Raw genomic sequence first — 22,663 nt, 5'->3', positions numbered from 1 at the left:
TGGATTCTTGACGTAGGGCCACGCGCTTGATCGATCGAAGAGGCGATAGTGTCGCCGGAGTTGGCGTCGGCCACAGCGGTGTGCGGGGGGCCGCTCCGAGGCCACGAGGCATTACTCGTGGCGTCGTCGCGCACCCGGCCATGTCGCCGAAAACGTGGATCACAATCGGACAGAAGCGTGCGTCGCGGTGCGCACGACCTCATGAAGGAGGCCTGGTGTCCACGACCGAGGTGGACGCGCCCTCCGCCCGTCTCTCGGCTTCTCACGAGCAGCACGAGCAGGGGGGACCCCGACGGTCGGCGGTCTCGTCCGTACGCCGGGGTCTGCGGGGTTTCGCCGACCGGTGGCCCTTCCAGCGCAAGCTCAACGTCCTCGTCGGCGTCCCGCTGACGGTGATCGCCCTGCTGCTGACGTGGATCATCGCCGAGCTGGTGCAGGAGTCCAACCACTCCGAGTCGGCGGCTCGCCTGGTCCGGGACAGCGCCCAGGTCGCCCGGCTGGTGGCCGACGTGCAGGCCGAGCACCAGCAGGCCGTCCTGCTCTCGGTGCGCTACGAGGCCTCGTTCGACGGGGGTACGCCCTCCACCTCCGCCTACCGGGTCGCCCAGCTCGCCGTCGACACTCAGGTCAAGAAGGTGCGCGACACCTTCGGCGACCGGCTGCCGGACACCGAGGCGCAGGCGCTGCGCGAGGTCGAGGGCCTGGCAGGCCTGCGGGACACCATCGAGCAGGGCTATCTGCCCGCCGACAACATCGACCCGGCCTACTCCGGCGCCGCCGACGGACTGATCGACGGTCTCGGCCTCGACCGCAACACCTCCCTCGCCACCACTTTCACCGGCAGCCTGCTCGACTCGCTGCTGCGTGCCGACGCCGCCCACGGCGCCTACGAGACCGGCGTGTTCTCCGCGCGCACCGGCGACAGCAACGCCCTCATCGAGTTCACCGGCGCGGTCGGCTCCCACGAGCTGTACACCTATCAGGCCGAACGATTCGCCCGGTTCGCCACCGAGGCGCAGACCGCCCTGCTCGGCGACATCGAGCACAACTCGGCCCAGGCCGTCATCGGCCGGCACTACGCCGAGCTCGCCGTCGACCCGAGCACGTTGCAGGCCGATTCCAGGACCGAGATCCGCGTCGCGTTCCGCGAGGCGCTGGACTCCTACCACCATTACAACGAGCAGGCCGAGACCCGGCTGAGGATCACGGGCTCGCTCATCGACCAGATCGCCGACCGCGCCGACGCCGCCGCTTCCAGCGCCGCGTGGCGCGCGGGTCTGCTGCTGAGCCTGGCGCTGCTGGGCTTCGCCGTGTGGATCGCGCTGGCGGCCCTGGTGCGCCGCTCCGTGATCCGCCCGGTGCTGGCCCTGACCGGGGCCGCGCAGGAGGTCGCCGACGTCGCCGGGCGCGAGCTGGCCCGAGTGGCCGACGACGACGCCGAGGAGAGCGGGCCGCCGCGGCTGCGCGAGCTGCCGGTCACCGCCGACGACGAGATCGGCGCGCTCGCCGAGGCCTTCAACAACGTCCAGACGACCGCGGCCGCGCTGCTGGAGCGCCAAGTACTCAGCCGGCGCAACGTCGCCGAGATGTTCGGCAACGTGGGACGCCGGGTCAGCAACCTGACGACCCGCCAACTGGCCTTGATCGACGCGGTGGAGCGTGGCGAGACCGATCCGGCGCTGCTCGAACGCCTCTACTCCATCGACCACATCGCGGTCCGCCTGCGCCGCAACGCCGACAGCCTGATGCTGCTGGCCGGAATCCGCGAAACGGTTCTCGACTCCGGTCCGGCCGCGCTCACCAACGTGGTCCGCGCCGCGCTCGGCCAGATCGAGGGCTTCCAGCGCGTGCAGCTGTACGCCGGCACCGAGGTCATGGTCGAGCCCGACATCATCGGCGACCTGACCCTGATGATCGCCGAACTCCTGGAGAACGCCGTGTTGTTCTCCCCCGAGGGCAGCCCCGTCGAGGTGCGGGTCCGGCCCGGGGACGACGGCGCGACGATCACCGTCGCCGACCACGGCCTGGGCATGAGTGCCGAGCGTCTCGCCGAGGAGAACGCCCGCCTGGTGCGCCGCGAACGCCTCGACCTCGTTCCCACGAAGGTGCTGGGCCTGTTCGTGGTCGGCGCGCTGGCCCGCCGCTGGGAGATCGACGTCACCCTCACCCGCACCCCGGGTGGCGGCGTGACGGCGGAGGTCGCCATCCCCTCCCCCCTGCTCCTGACACTGGGCGGCGCGACCCTCCAGGCAGCGGCACCGGCGACGGCGGCGCTCCCGTCCGGTACGACGGTGTCCACGGCACCCGGTACGACGAGTACGGCACCGGGTACGACAGCCGCGGTACCGCCGGGTGCGCCGGACTCCCCCACGGCGTCGGCCCCGGCCCCGTCGGGCGGCCCCTCCCGGGCGGCGTCCGTGCCGGCCTGGGCGGCGGTGGACCACCAGGACCCGGTCCCGCTCCCCCGCCGGGTGCCCCGGCGAGGGACCGCCGAGGCCGACGCGAGGTCCTCCCCCGCCGCCGGCACCCGTACCGAGGAATTGACGGTCCACGACCGTACGCCGGAGTCCGCGCCGCACGCCCGTACCGAAACCTCGGACACCGGGCCGGCCGGCGGCGCCGTACGCCCCGAGGCCCGCGCCGGGGACACCGTGCCCGGCGCCGAGGACCACACGGCCGGCGCGTACGACGGCACCCCCGACGGTGCGGGCGTGCCGCGCCCGGCGGCGGACCCCGCCCCCGACGGCGCCCGTCCGCTCCGCCGCCGGGTCCGCGGGGCGACGCTGCGGACCACCGCGGAGGCCGCCGCCCGGCAGGCCGCGCGACGGTCGGCGCCCCCGCCGGCCGACGCGGACGCCGTGCGCAGCGCGCTGGAGGAGTTCGAGGCGGCCGTGCAACGCGCCCACCGCGACACCGGCGAGCACCCTCGCCCCACCTACGACGGTTCCGCCCTCCCCGGTGACGCCGGGCGCGACGACCGTACGACCGACCACCGAACCGACGACCGGAACAACACGCACCACCAGAACCACCTTCCGGAAGGAGCCGAGCAGTGAGCACGTCGACAGGTGGCATTCCCGCGGGAGACGCCACGCCGACCGACCTGCGGGCCGCCGCAGCCGACTTCACCTGGCTGCTCAGCCGTTTCGCCACCGAGACGGCCGGGGTCGTGGACGCCATCGCGGTGTCCACCGACGGCCTGCTGATCGCCGTGTCGGAGCTGCGCGAGCACGCCGACTCCGAGCGGCTGGCCGCGATCGTCTCGGGCATCACCAGTCTGGCCGCCGGCGCCTCCGGCAACTACGGCCTGGGCGCCCTGAACAAGGTCATCATCGACCTCGAGGGCGGCCATGTGCTGGTCTCCGCGATCGGCAGCGGCGCCGTGCTCGGCGTGGTCACCGACAAGGAGGCCAAGCTGGGCAACATCGCCTACGAGATGACCGTGTTCGCCAACCGCGCCGGCACCGCGCTCAGCCCGCAGCTCGTGCTGGAGCTGAAGAACAGCGTCGGCGCCACCAGGTCGCGCTGAGCGCTCACCGGCGGTCCAGAGAGGAAAGCAACCACCGATGGCGGACGGCCGCACTCCGCGCGGCGCCGACGAGGACGGCGTCGCACCCGTCGGCCCGGCGTCCGCCGTCCGGCCCTTCCTGGTCACCGCCGGCCGGGTGGCGGGCGCGGGCGAGGCCGCGACCGGCCGGCCGATGCCCGTGGAGACCCAACTGGTGACCACCGCCACCGGACTCGCCGCGCTCGACCGGCTCTCCTTCGAACGGCACGACATCGTCGCCGCCTGTCGGCAGCCGCAGTCGATCGCGGAGATCGCGGCCCGGCTGCGACTGCACCTGAACGTGGTGCGGGTCCTCGCCGAGGACCTGCGCGCGGCCGGGCAGCTGTCGGTGCACGTGCCCGACTCCGGCGTCACCCATGACGCGTCCGTCCTGCGCAGGGTTATCGATGGCCTGCGGGCCATCCCCGACTCCCGAGGGGTACTCCGTGACTCCGACTGAACCGCTTGTCGGCCGATTCGCCGGTCAGGCGGCCGTACGACCGCCGCTGCCGGTGAAACTGGTGATCGCGGGCGGCTTCGGCGTGGGCAAGACCACCGCCGTCGGCGCGATCTCCGAGATCGAGCCGCTGACCACCGAGGCCGCCATCACCGAAGTGGCGGCGGGGGTGGACGACCTCAGCCACACCCCGCACAAGACCACCACCACGGTCGCGATGGACTTCGGCTGCATCACCATCGATCCGACCCTGAAGCTGTACCTGTTCGGCACGCCAGGACAGGAGCGGTTCGGGTTCATGTGGGACGACATCGTGGAGGGCGCGGTCGGCGGGCTCGTCATCGTGGACACCCGCCGCCTCGACGACTGTTACGCCGCCGTCGACTACTTCGAGCACAAGGGGATCCCGTTCGCCGTCGCCGTGAACGCCTTCGACGGTCACGTCGAGCACGGACTGGACGAGGTCCGCTGGGCCCTCGACGTGTCCGAGGGGGTCCCGGTCCTGGTCTTCGACGCCCGCGAGCGCGGCTCGGTGCGGGACGCGCTGCTGGTGGTCCTGGAGCAGGCGCTGGCACGGTCGCAGGGGTGACGGGCGCGGCGGTCCGGGCAGCGCGCCGACTCCCGTGACCGTCGAGCGCGTCGTGCCCCGCACGAGCACCGCGACGCGCGCACTCACCGCCCCGCCCGCCCCGCACGAACCGACGCCCTCCGGCTGCCGCCACGCCGGCTCGGCGCACGGCGAGGCCGGTGGCCGTGCCGGCCCAGCCGGCAACGCTGTTCGAGGTGGACGCGACCGCGGTACGGCCCACCCCGACGGCCTGACCGCTACGCGCTTCCGCGCACCCCCGGCGACACCGTCACCTTGCTGACCGCCCAGAACACCGCGAGGGTGGCCAGGGCCATGCCGGCGGTGAGGGTGGCGCCGCCGACGACCTTCTCGTAGTCGCGCTGGTAGAGGCCGTCGATGATGTATCGGCCGAGGCCGCCCAGGCTGACGTACGCGGCGATCGTGGCGGTGGAGACGATCTGGATGGCGGCCGAGCGCAGACCGCCGAGGATCAGTGGGAGGGCGACCGGCAGTTCCACCTGGAGGAGGATCCGCGTCTCCGCCATGCCCATGCCCCGTGCGGCATCCACCGGGGACGGGTCGACGGAGCGCATGGCCTCGTAGGTGGTGACCAGGATGGGCGGCACGGCGAGGACGACCAGGGGGATCATCACGGGCAGCATGCCGAAGCCGAGCAGCATCGTCATCAGCACCAGCAGACCGAAGGTGGGCAGGGCCCGGCCGGCCGTGGCGATGAGGGAGAGGGCGTTGCCGCCACGGCCGTAGTGGCCGGTGACCAGGCCGACCGGCAGCCCGATCACGGCGGCGAAGGCGAGCGCCTCCAGCGTGTACCCGAGATGTTCGCTCAGGCGGGTCGGGATGCCGTCGTAGCCCTGCCAGTGGGCGCTGTCGCTGAAGAAGGCGCTGACGAAGTCGAGTACGTTCACCGGGCTGCGTCCTTCAGGGCGGGCTCGGCCGGCACGGGCCGGGTGCCGGCGGGTCTGGGCGTCGTGCGGCGGCCGGCACCGCTCGGCATCCAGGGAGTGAGCAGGATGCGTACGGCAACCAGCGCGGCGTCGGCGAGCATCGCCAGGACGGCCATGGTGATGACGGCGTTCCAGGCGAGTTCGGGACGGTTGTAGATGTTGGCGTCGTGGAGGAGGTTGCCGAGGGCGCCCTGGTTGCCGATGAGGGTGCCGACGCTGACGAGGCTGATGCTGGAGACGGTGGCCACCCGCAGCCCGGCGATGATCGCCGGCACGGCGATCGGCAACTGCACCTGGAGATAGCGGCGTACCGGACCGAAGCCCATGGCGGTCGCGGCGGCGAGGGTCTCCTGCGGCACCGAGCGCACCGCGTCGACGATCGCGGGGACCAGCACGACCATGCTGTACACGGTCAGCGGGATCATCACGGTCAGCTCGGTCTGGCCGGTGTAGTCGATGAGCACGACGAAGAAGGCCAGCGACGGGATGGCGTACAGCACGGTGGTCACCCACAGCACCGGCGCGTACAACCAGCGCATCCGCACGCAGAGTTGGCCGAGCGGGAGGGCGAGGAGCAGGCCGGCCAGAACGGGCAGCAGCGCCTCGCGCAGGTGCAGTCCGATGAGTCCCCACCAGCTGTGCTGGAGGTCGCTGGGGATGTCGAAGAAGCCGCTCATCGCAGGGCCTTGGGCCGGCTGACGCTGTCCTCGTGGGCGCCGCGGATCGCCTCTCCGATGGCCTGCTGGGAGACGACTCCGGCCGCCCGGCCCTCGCCGTCCACGGCGACCGCCCAACCGGTGGGCGAGAGCACCGCGCAGTCGAGGGCGGCCCGCAGCGAGTCCTGTCCGGCCACGAACGGCCGCCCGTGGGACAGCAGTCGGCTGGCGTCGACACCACCCGCGGTGAGCCGGTCCGGCTCGCTCCAGCCGAGGGGCCTGCCGTCGAGGTCGGTGACGAGGAGGTAGGGCGCTCCGGCGCCCGCACGGGCGGCGATCTGCTCGGCGGTGGCGTCGACGGCGACGATCGGCGCGGTGAGCAGGTCGAGTCCGGAGGAGGAGAAGAAGGACAGGCGCCGGATGCCTCGGTCGGCGCCGAGGAAGTCCTCGACGAACGCGTCGGCGGGGCTCGACAGGAGTTCGGCGGGTGGCGCGAACTGGGCGAGGCGGCCACCGGTGCGCAGCACGGCGACCATCGTGCCGATCTTGACGGCCTCGTCGATGTCATGCGTGACGAAGACGATGGTCTTTCCCAACTCGTCCTGGATGCGCAGGAGTTCGTCCTGGAGTCCCTTGCGGACGACCGGGTCGACGGCTGAGAACGGCTCGTCCATCAGCAGGACGGGCGGGTCGGCGGCGAGGGCACGCGCGACCCCGACCCGCTGTTGCTGTCCCCCGGAGAGCTGGTGGGGGTAGCGCTTGGCGAGCGAGGCGTCGAGGCCGACGCGTTCCATCAACTCGCGGGCGCGGGCGCGTGACTTGTCCTTGCTCCACCCGAGCAGCCGCGGCACGGTGGCGATGTTGTCGACGATCGTGCGGTGCTGGAAGAGACCGGCGTTCTGGATGACGTAACCCATGGAACGGCGCAGGGTGTTGACCGGCTGCTGGCGGCTGTCGGCGCCGTCGATGAGGATGGTGCCCTCGGTCGGTTCGACCATCCGGTTGATCATGCGCAGAGTCGTCGTCTTGCCGCATCCCGAGGGGCCGACGAGGACGGTGATCGCGCGGTCCGGTATCTCGAGGGAGAGGCGGTCGACCGCCACCGTGCCGTCCGGGTACCGCTTGGTGACTGAATCTATCCGTATCAAAACGCCGAATACCCTTCGGGTCTGGCCGTGTCTGTCCGCTCTCGACCACGCACGTTCCGGGCCGTTGCGGGGAGAGTCTAGACCGCTTGTGCGGCGGGGTTTTGACGCGCGGGGCGGCCAGCCGCGGCCCTCACCGGATCAGCAGACCCCCACCGGCCGCCGCGCCTGCCGGGCGCATGCCTCGATCCGTGCCAGGCGGCTCTCGACGTGCGGGCGTGCCGCTCGATCGTCCGCTCCGGTGGGCAGATCTCCGTGGCGAGCCGGGGCCACGCGGCACGGTGCCCGCGCGCGAGCGGGGGAGCATCGACACCAGCCGCGCGCCCCGTGGGTGAGCGGCCCGTGCGCCGGGCAGACATTCCACAGCACCTCCGTCACCCCTCCGTCCGCGCGCCGTCGACGTGCGGACACCGCACCGTCACACCGGAGGGGAACGTCTCCGCCCGTCCCCTGGCCCGCCCAGGGTCCACCCGACGAGTTCCCGCCGGCCGTCGCCGCCGGCCCGCCCGCACCCGCCGCGGTGCCGTGCCCGCCTCGGGCGGCGGGGACACGCCGGGCGGGCCCGCCCCGATCCGTCGCCCCGCCGCGCGCGGACGTGACGCGGAAGGACGCCGTCTGCCGTGCCCCTGATGCCGCTCGACGGTCCCGCCTCCCCGCTGCCCCGCGCGGACGACCACCCCCCGCCGCCCGCCTCACCCGCCCGGCGCGCCCTCGGCTCCGCCACCGCCCGCCGCGCCCTGAGCCTGCTGCCGCTGCTGTTGCTCGGGATCTGGGCGGCGGTCGACTGGAACGCCGTCCACGACGGTGCCGCCCGCCTCACCACCGCCGACCCCTGGTGGCTGCTGGCCGGGCTCGTCTTCACCTGCCTGGGCTGGGTCGCCGCCGCGTGTGTCCGCCAGGGCGCGGTCCCCGACCGGCTGCCCAAGGGCCTGCTGCTCGCCTCCCAGATCGCCGCGGACGCCGCCAACCACCTGCTGCCCGCGAGCATCGGCGCCCACGCGGTCACCGTCCGCTTCCTGCTGCGCCAAGGCGTCGCGCTCTCCCGCGCGACCACCTCGATCGCGCTGTACTCCCTGGTCAGAGCCCTGGCGAAGACCCCGCTGCTGCTCGTGTTCCTCCTGGCCGCCCCGACGGCCGTACCGCCCGTCACCGTTCTCCCGGACGGGCGGACCCTGGTCCTCGCCGTCGGCGGCGTCCTCCTCGTGCCCGCCGCGGCGGCGGTCGTCCTGTCGCTGGTGAGGCCGCTGCGCCGCCCGGCGCTGGACTTCTGCCGGACGGCCCTCACCGACGCCCGGCATCTGCACACCCGCCCCGGCCGCTTCCTCCCCCTGTGGGGAGGGGCGATGGCGGCGCCCCTGCTCCAGGCGTGCGTGGTCGCCTCGGTGGGCACCGCGCTGGGCGTCCCGCTGTCCTGGCCCCAACTGGTCCTGGCGTTCCTTGCCGCCGGCACCGTCGCGGGCGCGGTCCCCGCCCCCGGCGGCATCGGCCCGATCGACGCGGCCCTGGTCCTCACCCTCGCCGGCTACGGCACCCCCCTCGCCCTCGCCACGACCACCGTGATCGGCTACCGCGTCCTGACGGTCTGGCTCCCCCTGCTGCCCGGGATGCTGGTGCTGTCGGCGCTGGTCCAGCGGAAGGTGCTGTGAGGCGTGCCGGGTCTCCGGCGGGTGTCAGCCCTCGGTCGGCGTCAGCCGCAGCGAGATGCTGTTGATGCAGTACCGCTGGTCGGTGGGGGTGGCATACCCCTCCCCCTCGAAGACGTGGCCGAGGTGCGAGCCGCAGCGCGCGCAGCGCACCTCGGTCCGCACCATGCCGTGCGAGCGGTCGTCGATCAGCTCCACCGCGTCGCTGTCCTTCGGGTCGAAGAAGGAAGGCCACCCGCAGTGGGACTCGAACTTGGTTTCGGAGGTGAACAGTTCGGCGCCGCAGGCCCGGCAGGAGTAGACGCCGGTCGTCCTGGTGTCGGTGTACTCACCGACGAACGCGGGTTCCGTCCCGGCCTGGCGCAGTACGGCGTACTCGGCCGGGGTCAGCTCCGCCCGCCACTGCTCGTCGGGCTTTTCGACGTCGTACGGCATGAAGGCAACCCCTCTACTTCTGTGCGAGACGGTCCAGGATGCGCGGGCCCAGGTCCGTCACGTCACCCGCGCCCATGGTGAGAACGAGATCACCGGGCCCGGCCATTCCCGCGATCAGCGACGGCACCTCGTCCTTGTCGTGCACCGGCGTCACCGCGGCGCCCGCGGCCCGCCCCGCGTCGATGATCAGCTCGCTGGTCACGCCCGGGATCGGGTCCTCGCGGGCCGGGTAGATGTCGAGGACCACGGAGCCGTCCGCGAGGGCCAGCGCCTGCCCCATCTCCTTGCCCAGCTCCTGGGTACGGGAGAACAGGTGCGGCTGGAAGACGACGAGGATGCGGGCGTCGCCGGCGGCGGCACGCATCGCCTCCAGGTCGGCCGTCATCTCCGTCGGGTGGTGCGCGTAGGAGTCGATGACCTGTACACCGGCCACCTCGCCCTTGAGCTGGAGGCGGCGCTTGACGCCGGTGTAGGCGGCCAGGGCGGGTGCCAGCTCGGCGGCGGGGATTCCGAGTGAGACGCCGGCCACGAGCGCGGCGACGGCGTTGTGCGCGTAGTGACGGCCGGGCACGGAGACCGCGAAGGTCAGCTGCTGCCCGTCCAGCAGGACGCTGACCTCACTCTTCAGTCCCTGGGCCACCACCGACAGCACGCGTACGTCGGCGTCCTCGGCCTCGCCGTAGGTCACCACCCGCACGCCCTCCACCCGCCGGGTCAACTCCCGCGCGCCCTCGTGGTCGGCGGAGATCACCAGCGTGCCGCCGGGCACGATCTTGGCGGCGAACGTCTCGAAGGACTCGTAGATCTCGTCCATCGACGCGTAGTTGGCGTGGTGGTCCAGCTCCACGTTGAGGACGATCGCGACCTCGGGGGCGTACTTGTGGAAGCTGCGGTCCGACTCGTCGGCCTCGGCGACGAAGATCTCGCCGTCGCCGTGCAGCGCGTTGGAGCCGGGCGCGTCCAGGTCGCCGCCGATGGCGTACGAGGGGTTCAGCCCCAGCTCGGACAGCGAGACCGCGAGCATGGAGGTCGTGGTGGTCTTGCCGTGCGTGCCGGCGACCGCGATCGGCCGCAGGCCGTCCATCAGCCGGGCGAGGGCGTCCGAGCGGTGCACCACCGGGATCCCCAGCTCGGCGGCGCGGGCCAGTTCCGGGTTGTCCGCGCGGATCGCCGACGACACGACGACACAGCTCGCGTCGTCGGCCAGGTGCTCCGCGGCGTGCCCGATGTGCACGGTCGCCCCGAGCGCCCGCAGCGCCTCGGCGGTCGCCGACTCCTTGGCGTCGCTGCCGGCCACCTCGGCCCCGCGCTGGGCCAGGATCTTGGCGATCCCGGACATCCCGGCCCCGCCGATGCCGATGAAGTGCGGTCGGTCCATGGCGGAAGGAAGGCCGGGTGCCATGCGTGTCTCTCCCAGATGCGGTACGACGGTGACGCCCCCACCCTATTGCGCACGGCGGCCCCGTCCGACCCAGGGGCGCGAGGAGCGCCACGGACGGCCGCCGGCACAAGGCCTGCGCTCCACTCCGCGAGTCAGACCGGCTCCGCCTCGCCCTGCCGCCCCCTCGTCCGCGAGCACGACCACGGCCCACCCAGGGGGCGGGCACGGGGAACGGCGCGACCGGCCACCTACGACCGCCGCCCGCCCGGCCACCCGCACCCCCACGGCAGACCACCGCACGCCCAGCCGCCGGCAGTCACACCTTGCTGTGCGAGAACAGCTTCAGCACCGGCACCCCCACCTTGTGCCGGGCCCGCGACGCCCAGTCGCGGTGGAAGAACTCCTCGACGTAGTGCGGATCGGTCAGGACGATCACCTCGTCGGCTCTGGTCTCCTCGACGAGCGCCTTCAGCGCGTCCAGCGGGTGGTCCTCCACCAGCCGTCCCACCGCCTCCTTGCCTGCGGCGCGCAACGCCTGCAAGGACACGTCCAGGGCCCGGACCCCGAACCCCTTGGCCTCGTCGCCCTCGGGCGTCCCGCCCTCCTTCGCCGCCTCGTCCAGCTCGCCGAGCGCGACGTCGTCGATGGCCCGCAGCAAGCGGTCCGCCTGATCGCCGCGCGGCTGGAGCAGTACGTGGAAGGCGACCGGCTCGTCACCGTGCAATGTGGTGACGAACTCCACGTCGGCGGACGTCAGGGCCTTCTCGATCATCAAAACGCTTGTGAACACCAGCGCCTCATTCTCCTTCGAGGACCCCCGTGGCCCTCAGTCCTCCGCGGGCCGGCAGGCCCTGCGGAAACCATCCTTCCCCGTGTTCGCACGGGGCCTGCGTGTCCTAGTCTGCCCACCCGAAGCTGACCGGAACGGAAGATTCCGACGAAGTCGGCTTCCGGGGGTGTTGCCACCCTCTTCCCCGGCCGCACCCGGTCACACCCCCTTCCACCTGGGACGTCAGACCCGGCCGTACCTGCTGTAGAGAAATCCGTCCTCCTCCAGAAGCGACACCAGCGCGAACCGTTGCGGAACCGCGACCGCCGGTCCCCCCGCGATCCGCTGCGCGCCGCCCGCGGTGAGCATCGGGGAGACGGTCAGGCACAGTTCGTCGAGCACCCCCGCGGCCACCAGCTGCCCGAGCAGGCGGGGACCGCCCTCGGTGAGCAGCCGGGTGTGCCCGAGGCCGGCGAGGGCCCGGACGGCCCGCGCGGGTTCGACGCCCACGCCGTCCCCGGCGGTCACCACCCGGGCACCCGCCCTCTCGGCCGCCGCGACCCGGTCGGGGGCCGCCGCCGCGCCGGTCAGGATCAGGGTGGGGACCAGCGGGGAGGTGAACAGGGGGAGCGAGAAGTCCAGGTCCAGGCCGGCGCTGACGATCGCGATCGCCGGAGCGGCGCCCTGTCCGGCCGCCCTCCGCCGCTCCGCGAACTCCGCTCGCGCGCGTGCCGGGCGGTACTGCTCCTGCCGTACCGTTTCGGCACCGACGAGCACCACATCGGCGAGCGCCCGCAGCGTGCCGAAGACGCGCATGTCGGTCGCGTTGGAGATGGGTTGGGAGCGCCCGTCGTGCTGGGCGGCCCCGTCGAGGGTGGAGACCATGTTGGCGCGCAGCCAGGGCACGGGCTCACCGGGGCCGGGTTCCGGATAGGCGTAGGCGTCGGCGATCTCGTCGAGGCTCCACTCACGCCCCTCGAAACCTCGCTCCCGCCCGTCGGGGCCCCGCTCACGGGTGCCGGGCGCCGCACCCCCCTCACCCGGAGTGTCGGCCACTGTCTGGTCGGTCACAGGGAACAGCCGTCGCATGCCTGGCAGTCTGGCACGGCGCTTACCATGGGGAACCGTGTCGTCCTCCCATCCCGCCCCCGGCCTCGATCCGTCCGCCGACGCGGCCCCCGTGTCCCTCTGCGCCCGTGAGCCGCGCGTCCCCGCGGACCGGCTGGTCGCGGAGATGGTCCCGCCGCCCCGCTTCGACTCGGTGCGCTTCAGCACCTACATCCCGGATCCGAACCAGCCCAGCCAGACGCAGGCGGTGGGAGTCCTGGAGGACTTCGCCGCGGGTCTCGGCGGGGCGCACGCCGTCGGTACCGCCAAACGGGGGTTCCTCGGCTTCGGCCGGGCGAAGGCGCCGAAGGTCCCGGCCGGCCCGCGCGGCGTCTACCTGGACGGCGGGTACGGCGTCGGCAAGACCCACCTGCTCGCGTCCCTGTGGCACGCCACTCCGGCCGAGCCCGCGCTCAAGGCGTTCGGCACCTTCGTCGAGCTGACGAACCTGGTCGGCGCCCTCGGCTTCCAGCAGACGGTGCGCACCCTCTCCGGCCACCGGCTGCTGTGCATCGACGAGTTCGAACTGGACGACCCCGGCGACACCGTCCTGGTCTCGACACTGCTGGGCAAGCTCGTCGAGGCGGGTGTCGCCCTCGCGGCCACCTCCAACACCCTGCCGGGCAAGCTCGGTGAGGGCCGGTTCGCGGCGGCCGACTTCCTGCGCGAGATCCAGGGCCTGTCCGCGCACTTCCGTGCCCTGCGCATCGACGGCGAGGACTACCGCCACCGCGGCCTGCCCGAGGCGCCGGCGCCGTACTCCGAGGAACAGGTGACGAAGGCGGCGTACGCCACCGCCGGGTCCTCGCTCGACGACTTTCCGCGCCTGCTCGACCACCTCGCCCGGGTCCACCCCAGCCGCTACGGCGCGCTGACCGAGGGCCTGAAGGCGGTCTGCCTCACCGACGTGCGGGCGGTCCCCGACCAGGCGACGGCGCTGCGTCTGGTCGTCCTCGCCGACCGGCTCTACGACCGCGAGGTCCCGGTGCTCGCCTCCGGAGTCCCGTTCGACCGACTGTTCAGCGAGGAGATGCTGAACGGCGGCTACCGCAAGAAGTACTTCCGGGCGATCTCCCGCCTCACCGCGCTGGCACGCGACGCCAAGGGGCTCGTCGAACCGGCCTGAGCACCCGCCTGTCCCGGACGACCGGTTCGCGCCACCCATCCCTCGCTTTTGAGGCGCAGTTCGTCTCGAAACACGGAGTTAACCCTGCAAACGACTTTGCAGGGTTAACGTGTTTCTTGACCAATGGTTGACCAACTGTTGGTACGGACTATAGACGTGTGATGCCGGGAGGGGGCGCATGTTCCGCGACACGACGGCCCGGACCGTGGTTTCCCTCCTCGCCGCCGCCCTGCTCGCGCTCCCGCTCTTCGCACTCACGCCTTCCTTCACATACGCGCACACAACCCGTCACGCCGAGGCCAAGGCTCAGACCGCAATCAAGCCGTCCGCCAAGCCCTCGCGCGTCGAGATCCGCACCTCCCGCACCTGCGGTCGGCCCGAGGACCCCTTCCACCCGCTGCGCCCACGCGACCGGCACCGCACCAACGTCACGGCCGACCCGGCTCCCCCGCAGCCCGAGCGCACCCGGTCGGACCCGGCTGCCGGTCACCGGCCCGCCGGCCCGGCCGGCATCCGTCGGCACTGGTCCAGACCCTCGACGGCCCACTCTCCGGCGGCACTTCAGGTCTTCCGCTGCTGAGAGCGGAGCAGAACAGCGCTTCCCCACCCTGTCCTGCACGTCCGACGCGCCCCCACTGCGCGCCAGGAGGAGTCACCACGTCATGCAGCCCCTCATCGACAACGCCCGTACGTTCGGACAGCGCCCTGAGGAGTTCGCCAAGCTCGCAGATGGCCAGTCCCCCGAGGTCCTGTTCATCACCTGCTCCGACTCGCGGGTCGTCCCCGCCCTGATCACGGGCGCCCGCCCGGGCCAGCTGTTCGAGCTGCGCACCGCGGGCAACATCGTTCCCCCCTACGTCTCCGACCCCCCCACCGGCGAGGCCGCCACCATCGAGTACGCGGTCGAGGTGCTCGGCGTCCAGGACGTCGTCGTCTGCGGTCACTCGCACTGCGGTGCCGTCGGCGCGCTCGTACGCGGCGACGACCTCGACTCCGTCCCCGCCGTGCGCGCCTGGCTCGCGCACGCCGCCGACGAACCAGCGGCCGCCGACCCCGGCGACCCGACCGTCGCGGCGGCCGTGCAGAACCACGTCCTCGCCCAACTGCTGCGACTGCGCTCCTACCCGTGCGTGGAGAAGCGGCTCGCGGACGGCCGGCTGCGGGTGCGCGGCTGGTACTACGAGGTCCACACCGGTGCCGTGCGCGAACACCGCGCCGACACCGATTCCTTCGAGGCCCTGTGAGGACCCCGATGACCAAGTTCCCGTACCTCAAGGAGGACTTCGCCGCCTCCCTCGTCGTGTTCCTGGTCGCGGTGCCGCTGTGCGTCGGCGTGGCCGTGGCCTCCGGCGTGCCGGCCGAGCTGGGGCTCGTGACCGGCATCGTCGGCGGCCTCGTCACCGGCATGATGCGGGGCAGCAGCCTCCAGGTGTCCGGGCCGGCGGCCGGGCTCACCGTGCTGGTCTTCGAAGCGGTCCAGGAGTTCGGGCTGCCCGCGCTCGGCGTGATCGTGCTCGGCACGGGAGTGCTCCAGATCGCCATGGGCGCCCTGAAACTGGGGCGCTACTTCCGTGCCATCTCGGTCTCCGTCGTCGAGGGCATGCTGGCCGGGATCGGCCTGGTGCTGATCGCCGGACAGCTGTACTCGTTGATCGGCACCAAGGCGCCCGACTCCGGCCTGGAGAAGATCGCCGGGCTGCCGGACGCTCTCGTGGGCGCCTTCGACAGCTCCGGCGCCCTCGCCTCGCTCGCCGTCGGCGTCGGCACCATCGCCGTCCTCGTGCTGTGGAAGCGGTTGCCGGCGAAGGCGCGCACCGTGCCCGGCCCGCTCGCCGCAGTCGGTCTCGCCACCCTCGCCGTACTGGTGCTGGACCTGCCCGTGGCCACCGTCGAGGTACAGGGTCTGCTCGGGTCGATCCAGCCGCCGTCCCTGGACGCCTTCGGCGACCTGGCGAACATCGGTCTGCTCGGCACGATCGTCGCGTTCGCGCTCATCGCGTCCGCCGAGTCGCTGTTCAGTGCGGCGGCGGTGGACCGGCTGCACGACGGGCCGCGCACCGAGTACGACCGGGAACTCCTCGCGCAGGGCACGGGCAACGCCGTCTGCGGTGTGCTCGGCGCGCTGCCGATGACCGCGGTGATCGTGCGCAGCGCGGCCAACGTGCAGGCGGGCGCCCGCACCAAGGCGTCACGGGTGCTGCACGGCGCCTGGCTGCTGCTGTTCGCGGCGCTCCTGCCCGACGTGCTCGCCTACATACCCATCCCGGCGCTCGCGGGCATCCTGGTGCACGCGGGGGCCAAGCTCATCCCGGTCCGCTCGCTCGTGTCGCTGTGGCGCGATCACCGGGGCGAGGCGCTGATACTGGTCGTCACGGCCGTGTCGATCGTCGCGGTCAGCATGTTCGAGGGTGTCCTGATCGGTCTCGCCCTGGCGATCGTCAAGACGGCGTGGGAGGCCTCGCACATCAGGATGGAGATCGTCGACAAGGGCGCCGGACCCGTCCAGGCGTACCTGTCGGGCAACGCGACCTTCCTGCGGCTGCCGAAGATCCTGGACAGCCTGGAGGGCCTGCCTCAGGACCGTCCGGTCGAGCTGGACCTCTCCGGTCTGCACCACCTCGACCACGCCTGCCGTACGGCGCTGGAGAACTGGGCCGAACGGCACAGCGACGCCGACACCGAACCGGTACGGCTCACGATGGCCGCATAGGGCGACGCAAGGACCTTCCGCACGCCTCCGCACATCCCTGCGGGAACACTTCCGGAGAACCCTCTTCCACCTGCCCGCCGCCGGTTCCGGGGCCCAGCACCTGGCCTCGGACCGGCGGCGGGCCTATCTTTACAGAACAGGCATTTCGGACCTCTGCGGAGGAGGTCGTCATGGTCGGGGAGCTGCTGGCGGCCGGCGCGGCGGTCGGCGCCGCGGGGGTCGCCTATCTGGCGGCGGGTGCGCGGGTGGTCAAACAGTACGAGCGCGGGGTCGTGTTCCGGCTCGGCCGGGTCGCCGGCGCGGTGCGCAAGCCGGGCTTCACCCTGGTGGTCCCCGTCGTCGACCGGCTGCACAAGGTCAATCTCCAGATCGTCACGATGCCCGTGCCCGCCCAGGAGGGCATCACCCGCGACAACGTGACCGTGCGGGTCGACGCGGTCGTCTACTTCCGTGTCGTGGACCCGGCGGCGGCGATCGTCAACGTGGAGGACTACCGCTTCGCCGTCTCACAGATGGCGCAGACCTCGCTGCGGTCCATCATCGGCAAGAGCGAACTGGACGACCTGCTGTCCGACCGGGAGAAGCTCAACCAGGGCCTGGAGCTGATGATCGACAGCCCGGCGGTGGGCTGGGGCGTGCAGATCGACCGGGTCGAGATCAAGGACGTGTCGCTGCCGGACACGATGAAGCGCTCGATGGCCCGTCAGGCGGAGGCCGACCGCGAGCGGCGGGCCCGGATCATCAACGCGGACGCGGAACTCCAGGCGTCGAAGAAGCTCGCCGAGGCGGCCCAGCAGATGGAGGACACCCCCTCGGCCCTCCAACTCCGGCTGCTCCAGACGGTGGTCGCGGTGGCCGCCGAGAAGAACTCCACGCTCGTGCTGCCCTTCCCGGTGGAACTGCTGCGCTTCCTGGAGCGCGCCCAGCAACAACCGCAGCCTCAGCAACAAGCGCAGCCACCACCACAACCACGGCTTCAGCCACCACAACCGCAGCTACAACCGCAGTCACCACCACGACAGCAGCCACAACCACAGCCCCCACCGCAGCCGCCTCCACCGGTGGACCGGTGACACGAGGGACACGCGTGGTTCCCGAGGCGGGCGCCGGGTGATAGACACGACGGGGTCACCGTCCCTGTCCGCCAGCAGGAAGGTCACCTCATGTCCACGACCCGTCGTCAGCTTCTCGCCCGCACCGGTGCCCTGGGAGCGGGCATCGCCTTCTCCGGGGCGCTGTCCGAGCTGTTCCCGGGCACCGCCGTCGCCGCCCAGAACCTCGGCCACGGCGGCTACGGCCCCCTCGTGCCCGACCCGCACGGCCTGCTCGACCTGCCGAAAGGTTTCCGCTACCGGGTGCTGTCCCGCGAGGGCGACCCGCTGCGCTCCGGAGAGGGCCCGGTGCCCTCCAACCACGACGGCATGGCGGCCCTGCCCGGCCGCCACGGCCGCGTCCACCTGGTCCGCAACCACGAGAACCGGCACAACGCCGCACTTCCCGTCCCCACCGTCGAGGGCCTGACGTACGACCCGGCCGGCAAGGGCGGCTGTACGGCCCTGACGCTGGACTCGGGCGACCGGGTGCTCACCGAGCGGGTCGCGATCGCCGGTACGGCCGTCAACTGCGCGGGGGGACCCACCCCATGGCACACCTGGCTGACCTGCGAGGAGACCGAGGACAAGGCCGGCACCAACGGCTACACCAAGGACCACGGCTTCATCTTCGAGGTCGACCCGTCCGACCCGCGCCGCACCGGGGCGGTCCCGCTGACCGCGATGGGCCGCTTCCAGCACGAGGCGATCGCCGTCGACCCGCACCTGGGGATCGTCTACGAGACGGAGGACGCCTTCCTCAAGCCCTTCGGCCTCTTCTACCGCTTCCTCCCGGAGAAGCCGCTGGGCGGCGTGGGCTCGCTGCGCGCGGGCGGCCGGCTCCAGGCGATGCGCGTGCCGGGCGTACCCGACCTCTCCTCGATCCAGGAGACGGGCGCGAGCTTCGACGGCGTCGAGTGGCTCGACGTACCGGACCCGCTGGCCGCCGGGACGCCGATCAGACTCCAGGACTTCGGGCCGAAGGGCATCACGCACGCCCAGAAACTGGAGGGCTGCTACTGGGGCGGGCGGTGCGTGTACTTCGTGTCGTCGTTCGCGCGCGGCTCGGACGGCTCGGCGGCCGACCACTTCGGCCAGATCTGGCGCTACGACCCGGCCCGGCGCCGGCTGACCCTGGTGATCGTCTTCGGCCCCGACACGGACGTACAGCTGCCGGGCGAGTCCCCCGACAACATCTGCCTCGCCCCCAGCGGCGGCCTGATGGTCTGCGAGGACGGCAACGGCGCCCAGCACGTCTACGGCGTGACGCGCCGCGGCGAGGTGTACGCGATGGCACGCAACCGGCAGAACATCGGTACCCCGCAGGAGCCCGAGTGGGGCGAGTTCGCCGGCGTGACCTTCTCCCCCGACGGCCGGACGATGTACGTCAACTGCTACACGCCGGGGACGACGTTCGCGGTGACGGGCCCCTGGCGCCGGTAGGCCGGTGACGGGGCCCGGTGAGCCGGGCGGGTGACTCGGCACGAGGCGCGCGCATATATACACATGAGCAACGGTTCGCTGCTCATAGCTTCATACGGTGATCCCTCCCGTACGCCGTCTCGCCGCCGTCTGCGTCCTCGGTGCCGTGCTCGCCGCCTGCGGCACCGCCGAGGCGCCCCGCGCCGCCCGCCCGGCCCGGACCGGAGTCTCGCCCGCCCCGACCGCGCCCGCCGTGTCCCGGCCGCCCACGCTCGCGCCGGGACCGGCCGGCCAGGCCCCCGTCTTCGCACACGCCCCCCGCACCCACGACAGGACCGTCGCCCTCACCTTCGACGCCGACATGACCGCGGGGCAGGGGGCGCGGGCGGCGGCCGGGGAGCGCTTCGACAATCCCGAGCTGATCGCGGCCCTGCGGGCGTTGGCGGTACCGGCGACCGTGTTCATGACCGGCCGGTGGGCCGAGGAGTACCCGGTCCAGGCCCGCGCCCTCGGCCGGGACCCGCTCTTCGAGGTCGCCAACCACTCCTACAGCCACTACGCCTTCACCGACGACTGCTACGGCCTGCCGACCGTGGCGCCCCAGGCGATGCGGGCGGACGTGGAGCGGGCGTACGCGGCCTTCCGCAAGGCCGGTGTGCCGGACGCGATGCCGTACTTCCGTTTCCCGGGCGGCTGTTACGACGGGCAGGCGCTGCGCGCGGTGAGGGGCACCGGTGTCACGGCGGTGCAGTGGGACGTGGTGAGCGGCGACGCCTTCGCCACCGACGCGGACGCGGTGGCCCGGCAGGTGCTGGAGGGCGTGAGACCGGGGTCGGTGGTGGTCATGCACTGCACCCGCAGCGCCGCCCCGGTCACCGAGCGGGCGGTGCGCGCGATCGTGCCGGAGCTGCGCCGCCGCGGGTACCGGTTCGTCAAGGTGTCCGAGCTGATCGGTGCCGCGGGCGGCCGCCGCTGAGGCCTTCGGCGCTCTCGTACGCTGGAGTCATGAGCGACGACAGCGACGACGCCTACTGTCTGATCGACGCGACCAGGCCGCCCCGGGCCGAGGGGCCGCCGTACGCGGAGTGCGTGCTGTGCCGGAAGCCGACGGAGTACCCGGAGTCGTACAAGGGGATCACCTTGTGCCCCGTGTGCGAGTGGCAGGAGGCTCAGCGGACGGCTTGCTCAGGGTGATCTCCGGGAGGCCGACGCGCAGGCCACGGCCCTCGCGGCGGCCGTGAGCAGGGCCGCCGCGAGCAGGCCGCGGTGAGCAGGGCCGCCGCGGCCAGGGGCGGCAGCGGCAGGGGCACGGCCGCGGGGTGTGAGCCCCGGACCGCTCCGCTGACCGCCGCCCGCGCCGGAGCGTGTCATCACCAGCGTCGGCAGGGGGCGCCAGGAGCGCTGGGGGGGGCGGCGAGGCCGGATGAGCGCGGCCCGGTGGCCGGGCGGTGAGCGCGCCGACGGCGGTGTCCCGGAGGACCCACGGGCCACGTAGGCCCTGGCGGCGTGCGGCGTCCCGCGTCCTCCAGGCGTAGCGCGCGTCCCATGACGGCCTTTCCCGTACGGCGACCTCTGACGCGGGGCCTCGGTCGGATCGGCCGGTCCAGTACCCTGCGCCGAGTGAGTGAGAGCCCGTTTCAGACCGAGCCGAATCCGCGTGATCAGGCGCCGCAGTTCGTCCTTCCCCTCGTCGTCCGGTTGGAGAGGGCGGACCCTCCCGGCCGTACCGACGCCCTCGAGACCGCCGCCCGTGCCGTGCTCGTGCTGCTGAGCGACGAGCGGGCCCGCGGGGACGGCGAGTGGGCGCAGGCCGTACGGGACTGGCAGGACGCCCGGATCCGCAAGGTCGTACGGCGGGCCCGCGGGGCCGAGTGGCGGCGGGCCGGGGAACTGCCCGGAATCACGGTGACCGGGAAGACGGCGGAGGTGAGGGTCTTCGTGCCCGTGCCGCTGGACGGGTGGCCGAAGGAGCTGGCCAAGCTCCAGGTGTCGGGGACCGATCTCGACGACCCGCAGGAGCCGCCGCCGGCCGATCCGGGGGTGCCGGTGTTGTGGATGAGCCCCGAGGTGGAGATGTCGGCGGGCAAGGCCATGGCGCAGGCCGGGCACGGTGCGCAGCTCGCCTGGTGGGAACTGTCCGACGACGAACGGTCGGCATGGCGCGAGGCGGGCTTCCCGCTGGCCGTGCGCACCGCGCGGCCCGAGCGCTGGCGTGAGCTGACCGCGAGCGGGCTGCCGCTGGTGCGGGACGCGGGATTCACCGAGATCGCGCCGGGAAGCTGCACGGTGGTCGCGGAGCATCCGGCGCTGCGCTCGCGGTGAGGACCCGCAGCGGTGTCGGCCCGGGACGGCGACCCCGGACGCCGGACCCGGGACACCGGACCCGGAGTGCGACACCGGACCCGGAGTGCGACACCGAGTCGGCGAGATCGTCAGGCCGGTCGGGCCGAGGAGTCCGTCGCCGGGGCGGTGACGGGCGCCGAGGGCTCGGAGGCGTGGGGGTAGGCGGCGTTCCGGTGCTGGAAGGAGAGGATCTTCGGATTCGTGACGACGCCGTCCCGGATCTCGATGGCCTTGCTGACCGTGACGTCGGCTTCCCATGCCTCGGGGCCGCTCATGACTGTGCGCAGGTAGGGCAGGAGCGCCTCGCTGATCTCCCACGTGGCCGAGTTCCACAGGTGGGACGGGCTGTGATCCACCGCGTAGTAGTGGCAGTCCGGGCCGACCGTGAGCATCGGGTCGCCGAAGGTCGTCGGCCTGGCCCATCCGAAGCCCATGCCTTCGTCGCAGGAGACGTCGATGAAGAAGGTTCCCGGCCGGAACAGGGCGAGTTCCTCTTCGGTGACGAACGTCAGCGGCGCGTCGGTGTCCTGGAGGACACAGTTGACGATGATGTCGAAACCGGCCAGGTACTCCGCCAACGGCACGGAACCGGCCGCGGTGAACGCCCGCAGGCGCGACGGGTCGCCTTCCTCCTCCTCGAAGTGGCCCATCACGACGGAGGGCATCGGCGAAGCCACCGCCGCCGCGGCGCGTTGGGTCAGCACCGTGACGTCCGAGACCCCCATGGCGCCCAGGCCCGTGACCGCTCCGCGCGCCGTGGCGCCGAAGCTGATGACGACCGCCCGCATGCGACGCCCGTAGCTGCCGGTCACACCGCCGAGTTGCAGGGCGTGCAGCACCGAGCAGTAGCCGGCCAGCTCGTTGTTCTTGTGGAACACATGGACGCTGAAGGCGCCCGTGGAGGTCCAGTGGTTCATGGCCTCCCAGGCGATCAGGGTCAGCCGTCGGTCGATGCCGATCTGGGTCATCTTCTCGTCCTGCACGCAGTGCGGCCATCCCCACAGGACCTGGCCCTCGCGCAGCTCCGCGACGTCTTCGTGCATGGGTTTGGGCAGCAGCAACACCTCGCACTCGGCGATGAGTTGCTCACGGGAGCGCAGTCCGGCCACGAGCGGACGCAGCGCGTCGTCGGCGACACCGAACCGTTCGCCGTACCCGTGTTCGAGGAAGATCCTCTCGCGTACGTCAGGGGCGATCCGCTCCAGGTGATCGGGGTGCAACGGCAGTCGGAACTCGTTCTCCTTGCGGGAGGAGGCGAAAACTCCAAGGCTCAGAAGGCTCATACGCTTCCTCATCGT

The 22,663-nt window shown here is 72.4% G+C and carries 22 protein-coding genes; 14 read left to right on the top strand and 8 right to left on the bottom strand.

The features are described from left to right. Nucleotides 1-215 precede the first annotated feature (215 nt). From ACZ5Y0_RS16665 to ACZ5Y0_RS16650, 4 genes are read left to right on the top strand one after another with little or no spacing between them, the layout of a single operon-like run. Entirely contained in the window at nt 216-3,056 is a 2,841-nt protein-coding gene (locus tag ACZ5Y0_RS16665) for a sensor histidine kinase (RefSeq protein ID WP_469129384.1), read from the top strand. Next, complete coding sequence (locus ACZ5Y0_RS16660; protein WP_469129383.1) at nt 3,053-3,529, top strand: roadblock/LC7 domain-containing protein; 477 nt, start codon at nt 3,053-3,055, stop codon at nt 3,527-3,529. The genes ACZ5Y0_RS16665 and ACZ5Y0_RS16660 overlap by 4 nt, the downstream gene beginning before the upstream one ends. A gap of 37 nt (nt 3,530-3,566) precedes the next feature. Then, nucleotides 3,567-4,007: a DUF742 domain-containing protein gene (locus tag ACZ5Y0_RS16655; protein WP_469129382.1), complete on the top strand. Its 441-nt coding sequence runs from the start codon at nt 3,567-3,569 to the stop codon at nt 4,005-4,007. Continuing rightward, the gene (locus ACZ5Y0_RS16650) at nt 3,994-4,593 is read left to right on the top strand and encodes a GTP-binding protein (protein WP_469129381.1); all 600 of its coding nucleotides are present in this window, start codon (nt 3,994-3,996) and stop codon (nt 4,591-4,593) included. The genes ACZ5Y0_RS16655 and ACZ5Y0_RS16650 overlap by 14 nt, the downstream gene beginning before the upstream one ends. Before the next feature lie 236 nt (nt 4,594-4,829). Here ACZ5Y0_RS16650 and ACZ5Y0_RS16645 read toward each other — a convergent pair whose 3' ends face one another. Genes ACZ5Y0_RS16645 through ACZ5Y0_RS16635 form a run of 3 tightly spaced genes read right to left on the bottom strand, consistent with a single transcriptional unit; the run spans nt 4,830 to nt 7,341 of the window. Then, nucleotides 4,830-5,498 (bottom strand): ABC transporter permease, encoded by a 669-nt coding sequence (locus tag ACZ5Y0_RS16645; RefSeq protein WP_469129380.1) that lies wholly within the window; start codon nt 5,496-5,498, stop codon nt 4,830-4,832. Next, nucleotides 5,495-6,214: an ABC transporter permease gene (locus tag ACZ5Y0_RS16640; protein WP_469129379.1), complete on the bottom strand. Its 720-nt coding sequence runs from the start codon at nt 6,212-6,214 to the stop codon at nt 5,495-5,497. The genes ACZ5Y0_RS16645 and ACZ5Y0_RS16640 overlap by 4 nt, the downstream gene beginning before the upstream one ends. After that, nucleotides 6,211-7,341, bottom strand: a complete 1,131-nt coding sequence (locus ACZ5Y0_RS16635; protein ID WP_469129378.1) for an ABC transporter ATP-binding protein — start codon at nt 7,339-7,341, stop codon at nt 6,211-6,213. The genes ACZ5Y0_RS16640 and ACZ5Y0_RS16635 overlap by 4 nt, the downstream gene beginning before the upstream one ends. 617 nt (nt 7,342-7,958) lie before the next feature. On the opposite strand from ACZ5Y0_RS16635, the gene ACZ5Y0_RS16630 reads away from it, so the two are divergent. Then, nucleotides 7,959-8,984 carry a lysylphosphatidylglycerol synthase transmembrane domain-containing protein gene (locus ACZ5Y0_RS16630; RefSeq protein ID WP_469129377.1) on the top strand — a complete coding sequence of 342 codons (1,026 nt, stop codon included), beginning with the start codon at nt 7,959-7,961 and terminating at the stop codon, nt 8,982-8,984. A gap of 24 nt (nt 8,985-9,008) precedes the next feature. Here ACZ5Y0_RS16630 and msrB read toward each other — a convergent pair whose 3' ends face one another. The 4 genes from msrB to ACZ5Y0_RS16610 form a co-directional block, all read right to left on the bottom strand. Further along, nucleotides 9,009-9,416, bottom strand: coding sequence for a peptide-methionine (R)-S-oxide reductase MsrB (msrB, locus tag ACZ5Y0_RS16625; RefSeq protein WP_469129376.1), 408 nt, complete (start codon nt 9,414-9,416; stop codon nt 9,009-9,011). Nucleotides 9,417-9,429: 13 nt separating this feature from the next. Then, nucleotides 9,430-10,818 carry a UDP-N-acetylmuramate--L-alanine ligase gene (gene murC, locus ACZ5Y0_RS16620; RefSeq protein ID WP_469129375.1) on the bottom strand — a complete coding sequence of 463 codons (1,389 nt, stop codon included), beginning with the start codon at nt 10,816-10,818 and terminating at the stop codon, nt 9,430-9,432. Nucleotides 10,819-11,113: 295 nt separating this feature from the next. Next, the gene (locus ACZ5Y0_RS16615) at nt 11,114-11,587 is read right to left on the bottom strand and encodes an indole-3-glycerol phosphate synthase (RefSeq protein WP_469129374.1); all 474 of its coding nucleotides are present in this window, start codon (nt 11,585-11,587) and stop codon (nt 11,114-11,116) included. A gap of 222 nt (nt 11,588-11,809) precedes the next feature. Next, complete coding sequence (locus ACZ5Y0_RS16610) at nt 11,810-12,655, bottom strand: pyrimidine reductase family protein (RefSeq protein ID WP_469129373.1); 846 nt, start codon at nt 12,653-12,655, stop codon at nt 11,810-11,812. Nucleotides 12,656-12,692: 37 nt separating this feature from the next. On the opposite strand from ACZ5Y0_RS16610, the gene zapE reads away from it, so the two are divergent. The 9 genes from zapE to ACZ5Y0_RS16565 all read left to right on the top strand — a co-directional run bounded on the left by zapE (nt 12,693) and on the right by ACZ5Y0_RS16565 (nt 21,344). Next, complete coding sequence (gene zapE, locus ACZ5Y0_RS16605; protein WP_469129372.1) at nt 12,693-13,799, top strand: cell division protein ZapE; 1,107 nt, start codon at nt 12,693-12,695, stop codon at nt 13,797-13,799. A 178-nt stretch (nt 13,800-13,977) separates the two neighbouring features. Beyond that, entirely contained in the window at nt 13,978-14,379 is a 402-nt protein-coding gene (locus tag ACZ5Y0_RS16600) for a hypothetical protein (protein ID WP_469129371.1), read from the top strand. A gap of 82 nt (nt 14,380-14,461) precedes the next feature. Beyond that, a complete protein-coding gene (locus ACZ5Y0_RS16595) occupies nt 14,462-15,043 on the top strand; it encodes a carbonic anhydrase (RefSeq protein ID WP_469129370.1) in 582 nt (193 codons plus the stop codon). A gap of 8 nt (nt 15,044-15,051) precedes the next feature. Beyond that, nucleotides 15,052-16,509 carry a SulP family inorganic anion transporter gene (locus tag ACZ5Y0_RS16590; protein ID WP_469129369.1) on the top strand — a complete coding sequence of 486 codons (1,458 nt, stop codon included), beginning with the start codon at nt 15,052-15,054 and terminating at the stop codon, nt 16,507-16,509. Nucleotides 16,510-16,679: 170 nt separating this feature from the next. Next, nucleotides 16,680-17,582 (top strand): slipin family protein, encoded by a 903-nt coding sequence (locus ACZ5Y0_RS16585; protein ID WP_469129368.1) that lies wholly within the window; start codon nt 16,680-16,682, stop codon nt 17,580-17,582. A 90-nt stretch (nt 17,583-17,672) separates the two neighbouring features. After that, entirely contained in the window at nt 17,673-19,043 is a 1,371-nt protein-coding gene (locus ACZ5Y0_RS16580) for a PhoX family protein (RefSeq protein ID WP_469129367.1), read from the top strand. Nucleotides 19,044-19,140: 97 nt separating this feature from the next. Further along, nucleotides 19,141-19,998: a polysaccharide deacetylase family protein gene (locus tag ACZ5Y0_RS16575; protein WP_469129366.1), complete on the top strand. Its 858-nt coding sequence runs from the start codon at nt 19,141-19,143 to the stop codon at nt 19,996-19,998. A gap of 29 nt (nt 19,999-20,027) precedes the next feature. Next, nucleotides 20,028-20,216: a hypothetical protein gene (locus tag ACZ5Y0_RS16570; protein ID WP_467515557.1), complete on the top strand. Its 189-nt coding sequence runs from the start codon at nt 20,028-20,030 to the stop codon at nt 20,214-20,216. 426 nt (nt 20,217-20,642) lie between these two features. Continuing rightward, nucleotides 20,643-21,344, top strand: a complete 702-nt coding sequence (locus tag ACZ5Y0_RS16565) for a peptidyl-tRNA hydrolase (protein ID WP_469129365.1) — start codon at nt 20,643-20,645, stop codon at nt 21,342-21,344. Nucleotides 21,345-21,454: 110 nt separating this feature from the next. Here ACZ5Y0_RS16565 and ACZ5Y0_RS16560 read toward each other — a convergent pair whose 3' ends face one another. Continuing rightward, on the bottom strand, nt 21,455-22,648 hold the full coding sequence (locus tag ACZ5Y0_RS16560) for a N(5)-(carboxyethyl)ornithine synthase (RefSeq protein ID WP_469129364.1): 1,194 nt from the start codon (nt 22,646-22,648) through the stop codon (nt 21,455-21,457). Nucleotides 22,649-22,663 lie beyond the last annotated feature (15 nt).

The organism is Streptomyces sp. NPDC033216, from assembly GCF_055577115.1.
This window is presented reverse-complemented; position numbering and strand designations above follow the sequence as displayed.

Bases quoted from the DNA above. Each gene is read 5' to 3' on its own strand.
- ACZ5Y0_RS16655 (WP_469129382.1), top strand. From the start codon at position 3,567: ATGGCGGACGGCCGCACTCCGCGCGGCGCCGACGAGGACGGCGTCGCA.
- ACZ5Y0_RS16640 (WP_469129379.1), bottom strand. From the start codon at position 6,214: ATGAGCGGCTTCTTCGACATCCCCAGCGACCTCCAGCACAGCTGGTGG.
- msrB (WP_469129376.1), bottom strand. From the start codon at position 9,416: ATGCCGTACGACGTCGAAAAGCCCGACGAGCAGTGGCGGGCGGAGCTG.
- murC (WP_469129375.1), bottom strand. From the start codon at position 10,818: ATGGCACCCGGCCTTCCTTCCGCCATGGACCGACCGCACTTCATCGGC.
- ACZ5Y0_RS16610 (WP_469129373.1), bottom strand. From the start codon at position 12,655: ATGCGACGGCTGTTCCCTGTGACCGACCAGACAGTGGCCGACACTCCG.
- ACZ5Y0_RS16600 (WP_469129371.1), top strand. From the start codon at position 13,978: ATGTTCCGCGACACGACGGCCCGGACCGTGGTTTCCCTCCTCGCCGCC.
- ACZ5Y0_RS16595 (WP_469129370.1), top strand. From the start codon at position 14,462: ATGCAGCCCCTCATCGACAACGCCCGTACGTTCGGACAGCGCCCTGAG.
- ACZ5Y0_RS16590 (WP_469129369.1), top strand. From the start codon at position 15,052: ATGACCAAGTTCCCGTACCTCAAGGAGGACTTCGCCGCCTCCCTCGTC.
- ACZ5Y0_RS16585 (WP_469129368.1), top strand. From the start codon at position 16,680: ATGGTCGGGGAGCTGCTGGCGGCCGGCGCGGCGGTCGGCGCCGCGGGG.
- ACZ5Y0_RS16580 (WP_469129367.1), top strand. From the start codon at position 17,673: ATGTCCACGACCCGTCGTCAGCTTCTCGCCCGCACCGGTGCCCTGGGA.
- ACZ5Y0_RS16570 (WP_467515557.1), top strand. From the start codon at position 20,028: ATGAGCGACGACAGCGACGACGCCTACTGTCTGATCGACGCGACCAGG.
- ACZ5Y0_RS16560 (WP_469129364.1), bottom strand. From the start codon at position 22,648: ATGAGCCTTCTGAGCCTTGGAGTTTTCGCCTCCTCCCGCAAGGAGAAC.